The organism is Promicromonospora sp. NPDC060204 (assembly GCF_042728455.1).
GTDB lineage: Bacteria > Actinomycetota > Actinomycetes > Actinomycetales > Cellulomonadaceae > Promicromonospora.
The window spans coordinates 1-3995 of the sequence record NZ_JBHWZO010000389.1; the positions used below are offsets into that span (position 1 = coordinate 1).

The 3995-nt window shown below is 71.4% G+C and carries 4 protein-coding genes; 3 read left to right on the forward strand and 1 reads right to left on the reverse strand.

All coding sequences use genetic code 11. The features are described 5' to 3' along the window. Positions 1–151 precede the first annotated feature (151 nt). Positions 152–1327 (reverse strand): acetoin utilization protein AcuC, encoded by a 1176-nt coding sequence (locus ACFWEJ_RS27775; protein WP_377232395.1) that lies wholly within the window; start codon positions 1325–1327, stop codon positions 152–154. 152 nt (positions 1328–1479) lie between these two features. Between ACFWEJ_RS27775 and ACFWEJ_RS27780 the strand changes: the two genes are divergently transcribed. From ACFWEJ_RS27780 to ACFWEJ_RS27790, 3 genes are all read left to right on the forward strand, one after another. Then, the gene (locus tag ACFWEJ_RS27780; RefSeq protein ID WP_377232396.1) at positions 1480–2880 is read left to right on the forward strand and encodes a TrkH family potassium uptake protein; all 1401 of its coding nucleotides are present in this window, start codon (positions 1480–1482) and stop codon (positions 2878–2880) included. 105 nt (positions 2881–2985) lie between these two features. Further along, entirely contained in the window at positions 2986–3654 is a 669-nt protein-coding gene (locus ACFWEJ_RS27785) for a TrkA family potassium uptake protein (RefSeq protein WP_285100831.1), read from the forward strand. A 233-nt stretch (positions 3655–3887) separates the two neighbouring features. Then, positions 3888–3986 carry a 30S ribosomal protein bS22 gene (locus ACFWEJ_RS27790; protein WP_003948845.1) on the forward strand — a complete coding sequence of 33 codons (99 nt, stop codon included), beginning with the start codon at positions 3888–3890 and terminating at the stop codon, positions 3984–3986. Positions 3987–3995 lie beyond the last annotated feature (9 nt).

Sequence of the window (3995 nt, forward strand, 5' to 3'; positions counted from 1 at the left end):
CCATCCCAGTTTTTTTCTGTTCTCGTGGGCGGGGTTTGGTTAATAAGAGACAGCCCCTTTGTGGCCCGGCTTTCTTCGCTTTGACGCGCGCCAGAGCGAAGAAAGCCGGGCCTCAAAGGGGATCCGGCCGGACCCGGCCCGGCCCGGGAGGTCAGTCCAGCAGCGGGTCCAGGCCCCACAGGGGGAAGACGGCGCGGCGGGTGGCCTGCACGGCGCGGTCCACCGGGTCGGCCGGGTCGTAGCCGTCGCGCCAGCTCCGGAACGGCACCTCGGCCGTACCCATCGTGTGGGCGGCCTCCAGGTCCAGGGCCTCGACGGCGTCGCGCCAGGCGGCGGGCAGCTCGCTGCCGCGCTCCACGGGTGCGTGCGCGGCCTCGGCGACGAGCGCGGTCCAGGCGAGCGGGACGACGTCGGACACCGCGTACCCGCCGCCGCCCAGGGCGAGCCAGCGGCCGTCGGCGTGCTCGTGCGCGAGGGCGTGCGCCCACTGCTGCGCCGTGCACTGCGCGTCCACGGAGACGTTCAGGTTCGAGAGCGGGTCGCGGCCGTGGGCGTCGCAGCCGTGCTGGGAGACGATCGCCTGCGGGCGGTGCTCCCGGACCAGCGCGGGCACGACGGCGTCGATCGCCCGCAGCCAGGCCGGCCCCGAGGTGCGCGCCGGGACCGGGATGTTGACGGCGGTCCCCTCGGCGGGGCCGGGCATGCCGACGTCGGCCGAGGCTCCAGTGCCGGGGAACAGGGTGCGGCCATCCTCGTGGATCGAGAAGGTCAGCACGCGGGGGTCGTCCCAGAAGATCGCCTCGACGCCGTCGCCGTGGTGGGCGTCGAAGTCCAGGTAGGCGACCCGTTCCGCGCCGAGGTCCAGCAGCCGGCGGATCGCGGCGGCCGCGTCGTTGTAGACGCAGAAGCCCGACGCCGCGCCCGGCATCGCGTGGTGCATGCCCCCGGCGACGTTCACGCCGTGCGCGACCTCGCCGCGCCACAGGGCGTCGGCCAGCGCGACGGACCCGCCGACCTGGCGGGCGGCGGCCTCGTGCATCCCGGCAAAGAGCGGGTCGTCGTCGGTGCCCAGGCCGCGCATCAGATCGGGTTCCAGCGTGGTCCCGGCGTGCCGGACGGCGGCGACGTACTCGGCGTCGTGCACCGACTCGATCACGGCGTCGGTCGCGGGCTCGGCGTCCACCACCTCGAGCGTGGGCCGGTCGAGCAGGCCGAGCGCCTCGATGAGCCGCATCGTCAGGTCGAGGCGGGCGGGCGACATGGGGTGCCCGGGGCCGAAGTCGTACTCGAGGAGTCGCGGACTCCAGACCAGCCGGGCGAGGTGCACCCGCCCACGGTAACGGACCCGGCCCAGGGCGGGCGCCGTGGCTCAGAAACGGCGTCGGCGGCCGCTGCACCGGCGTTGTGCCCGTCGAGCGCCCTTCGGCGTGGCAGAGTAGGGCGTCGATCGTCGGGACTGCAGGGGAGGGAGCGGGTCGGATGGCGCCGATCTTCCGGCACAGGCTGTTCGGCCTCCGGGAGCTGGTGGACGAGCTGGCCTTCCGCGCACCCGCGCGCCTGGCCGTCACCGTGTTCGCGGGTGTGATCGGGCTGTTCGCGATCCTGCTCCTCGTGCCGTTCGCGACGGCGGACGGCGCGGGCGCCAGCTTCGTCGACGCGCTGTTCACGGCGGTCTCCGCCGTCTGCGTCACGGGGCTCGTCGTGCAGGACACGGCGACCTACTGGTCGTTCTACGGGCAGGTCGTCATCCTCGCCGGCATCAAGGTGGGCGGGTTCGGCATCATGACCGTCGCCTCGCTGCTCGGCATGATGGTCTCCCGCAAGATCGGGCTGACGCAGAAGCTGCTCACGGCGTCGGAGACCAAGACGAGCCGGCTGGGCGATGTCGGCTCGCTGGTCCGCGTCATCATCATCACCGCGACCACGCTCGAGCTGTCGATCGCGCTGCTGCTCTTCCCGCGCTTCCTGATCCTCGAGGACAACGTGGGCACGGCGGCCTGGCACTCCCTGTTCTACGGGATCTCCGCCTTCAACAACGCGGGGTTCGTGCCGACGCCCGACGGCCTCATGCCGCACGTGGGTGACTGGACGCTCCTGCTGCCGATCGCGCTCGGCGTCTTCATCGGAGCGCTCGGGTTCCCCGTGATCCTCAACATCCAGCGCTCCCTGCGCCGGCCGGGGCGCCGGTGGCACGGGTGGACCAAGCGGCTCTCGCTGCACAGCAAGCTCACGCTGGTGACCAGCGCCGCGCTGCTGGTTGCGGGTGCGCTGCTGCTGCTGATCCTGGAGTGGACCAACCCCAGGACGTTCGGGCCGCTCAGCGTCGGCGACAAGCTGCTCGCCGCCCTCTTCGCCGGGATCATGCCGCGTTCGGGCGGGTTCAGCACCGTGGACATCGGCGCGATGCACGAGTCGAGCTGGCTCATCCAGGACGCGCTGATGTTCGTGGGCGGTGGCTCGGCGTCCACCGCGGGCGGTATCAAGGTGACCACGCTCGCCGTCATGCTGCTGGCGATCATCGCGGAGGCGCGGGGCGACCGGGACATCGAGGCGTTCGGACGCCGGATCCCGCGCGACGTGCTGCGGCTGTCGATCGCGGTCGTGTTCACGGGCGCGAGCATCGTGCTGGTCTCGTGCGTCGCGCTGCTGCAGCTCACCGACCTCCCCCTGTCCAAGGTGCTGTTCGAGGTGCTGTCGGCGTTCGCGACCGTCGGCCTCACGACCGGCATCACGTACGACCTGCCCGACGCCGGAAAATACGTGCTGGCAGCCCTGATGTTCGTGGGGCGTACCGGGGCGGTGACCGTCGTGGCGGTGCTGGCCCTTCGTGACCGGCGGCGCATCGTACGCTTCCCGGAGGAACGACCCATCATCGGGTGAGGCCGGAGTGCAGTGCAGGGTGAGGGCCGAGGAACGAGGCACGCGCCCGGGACGGAACGCAGGCCTCACGCGACAGACAACAGCGGCTGACAGGAGAGGACTACCGTGCCGGAGAAGAGACCCGAGCGGGACGCGGGTGTGCTCGTGATCGGACTGGGCAGGTTCGGGTCGGCGATCGGCGCCACCCTGGACCGGCTCGGCCAGGACGTGCTCGCGGTGGAGCAGGACCCCACGCTGGTGGCCCAGTGGTCCGGGCGCCTGCCGCTGGTCGAGGCCGACGCGTCCAACCCGGACGCGCTGGAGCAGCTCGGCGCGAAGGACTTCGGCGTCGCCGTGGTCGGGGTCGGCTCGTCGCTCGAGGCGTCGGTGCTCATCACGGGCAACCTGGTGGACCTGGGCACGCCCCAGATCTGGGCCAAGGCGATCTCCGCCGAGCACGGCCGGATCCTCACCCGTATCGGCGCGCACCACGTCGTCTTCCCCGAGGCCGACGCCGGCTCGCGCGTCGCCCACCTCGTCAGCGGCAAGCTGCTCGACTACATCGAGGTCGAGGACGGCTTCACCATCGTGAAGATGCGCCCGCCCCGCGAGGCGCAGGGCTTCACGCTGGCGCAGTCGAACATCCGCAAGCGGTACGGGATCACCGTGATCGGGGTGAAGTCGCCGGGCGTGGACTTCGTCTACGCGACGCCGGAGACCCGGGTCTCCGCCAACGACCTGCTCGTCTGCTCCGGCCACGCCGACCTGCTGGAGCGGTTCGCGGCCCGCCCCTGAGTGGTCTCCGGACGGGCTTCGCGGCCGGCCGGGGACGCCGGTCCGGCGCACCTCACACCGCCGTCGATTACGGGGCGCGCGGCAGAGCAGGTAGCCTAGGTAGCGGACTCCTTTTCGTGTTGGTCGGCCATCGTCACTATGGCGTCACTGTCCCGGACCAACCGTGGACCATTTCGCCGCGCGGCCCGTCGTCGGGCCGCCGCCGACCGACCGACCGAACATTGCGAGGACCTATGGGCTCCGTCATCAAGAAGCGCCGCAAGCGTATGGCCAAGAAGAAGCACCGCAAGCTGCTGAAGCGGACGCGTGTGCAGCGTCGCAACAAGAAGTAAGCGCCTAGC